This window comes from Sulfuricurvum sp. (assembly GCF_022759005.1).
Lineage (GTDB): Bacteria > Campylobacterota > Campylobacteria > Campylobacterales > Sulfurimonadaceae > Sulfuricurvum.
Map to the genome: position 1 here is coordinate 1 of NZ_JAEMQA010000075.1, position 1761 is coordinate 1761.

At 41.3% G+C, this 1761-nt stretch carries 2 protein-coding genes; both read right to left on the reverse strand.

Annotated elements, in window-relative coordinates; genetic code table 11:
- Nucleotides 1-78 precede the first annotated feature (78 nt).
- The gene (locus JHC35_RS04990) at nucleotides 79-1155 is read right to left on the reverse strand and encodes a 4Fe-4S binding protein (protein ID WP_295042609.1); all 1077 of its coding nucleotides are present in this window, start codon (nucleotides 1153-1155) and stop codon (nucleotides 79-81) included.
- A 1-nt stretch (nucleotide 1156) separates the two neighbouring features.
- Nucleotides 1157-1726, reverse strand: a complete 570-nt coding sequence (locus JHC35_RS04995) for a molecular chaperone TorD family protein (RefSeq protein ID WP_295042611.1) — start codon at nucleotides 1724-1726, stop codon at nucleotides 1157-1159.
- Nucleotides 1727-1761 lie beyond the last annotated feature (35 nt).

The following is a 1761-nucleotide window of genomic DNA, read 5'->3' on the forward strand; positions in this document are numbered from 1 at the left end:
ATGAGAATATCGAGTGAATCATCAAACTGTATACCACGTTGGGTAAAAAAAGACTATAAAATAATATCTATTTTTTTACTATAAGTCCTTTGCCAGCGTAAACATCGTGCTAAATTGTTTCGTATAGCTCTCACATCGATCACAGATCGGCTCCCCACCCTTGTACGGGAAAGGGCATCGGCACTCATGACATGTCACCATTTCATAGTGTACAAGCTGTTCTGCACGTTCATATGCGATACTAACCAAATCATACCCCTCTTTTGCACTAATCGCGTTGGGTTTACATATATCTTCACAAATGCCGCATCCGATACATTTGCCTTGTGAAAAATAGATCCCCTGCTTATCTGAGGTTGCAAAGAGGGCATCCGTCGGACAAAACTGAGTACAATCCCCACAATTGGTGCATGCTTGAAAATCGATTTGTTTGTTGAAAAACAATGGACTTGAATGCTCATACGCCGTCGTTTCCAAATCTCCCACAATCTCTTTGAGTGAATTTTTAAGCAATACACGTTTCAACGGCATCTTTTGATCGGGGAGTTTGTGATGCGCTGCAGTCATGGAGACATGCGCAACCGACTCATTCACGATCGACTCTTTTACTTTTTCTAATCCTTTTCGAAAGAGAGCCCGTCGAGGTGCTTCGTCTTCTTTTTCCTCAATCGTCTCAATCCGATGCTCTACATGAAGCGTTTCCAAAAAGGCGTTTGCCGTCTCCACTTTGGTGCGGATTACCGATTCTAAATCCCCCTTTTCATTCAACACACACGAAGAACAATGACTCATATCACACACAACATTACGCTTTGCACGCAATGCCATTACACTGTAGTGCTCGACATCAAATACGCCCAAACACGGAGTAGAAGACTTACAAGAGAGGAGTGACTCGTTTTGATGTTGAAACGATGCGGCAAAGCCATTGGGATCAAAACTCTCGATCTCCAATGCTTCCGTTGGGCAGCTTCCGATACACCCTGCACATTCAACACATTCATTCTCAAATAGGGTCAATTTATTACGAACAATGTGAAGGGCATTTTTAGGACAAACATCAATACAAATATGGCAATCATTGTGAAAATACTCATTGCGAAGACATCGTGTCCCCGTAAAGCTAAAAAGATTGCTCTTCTGAATGAAATTCATATTACCCATGGATATTATCTCCACGTAAGAACTCGTAATCGCTGCTCAAAAACTCCACGATAAAATCGCACATATCACGATAAAACGGTGTTTCTGCCATACTCTTCATCCCCATCATATACGGTACAACCCAAGGAAAAAGATGCTGATCCAAAAAGTCGATCTGAGGCTGGTGCTCATTACGATAAATCAACATCTGCATAAACGCAAACTCAATCCCCAAATGATCGGGTGCCATTATGTCGGTTTGATCCATATTAACCTCAAAACCGTGGGTAAAATAAAATGCCATTACCGGATTTTGAAGTCCCACAAGCGTCTCGTTTTTCGCATCGAGAACAAACGATTCCACAGGCTGGGTATTGAGAATAAACATCGAAGAGTAATCAACATTCATCGCTTCATACAACGTCTCTTCATCGTTCTCTTTTACCCATGCGTATGTCTCTTCACCAATAATCTCCAAAAGGGATTCGTTATTTTTGAGATCAGTGATAAAACGACGATCAGGGATATTGCTCATCACACGCGATAAAAAAGCATAAATATAAAGTCGGTATTCGTTATTCATCGATTATTTCCTAAATGGTGTACGGGATTGTGTCA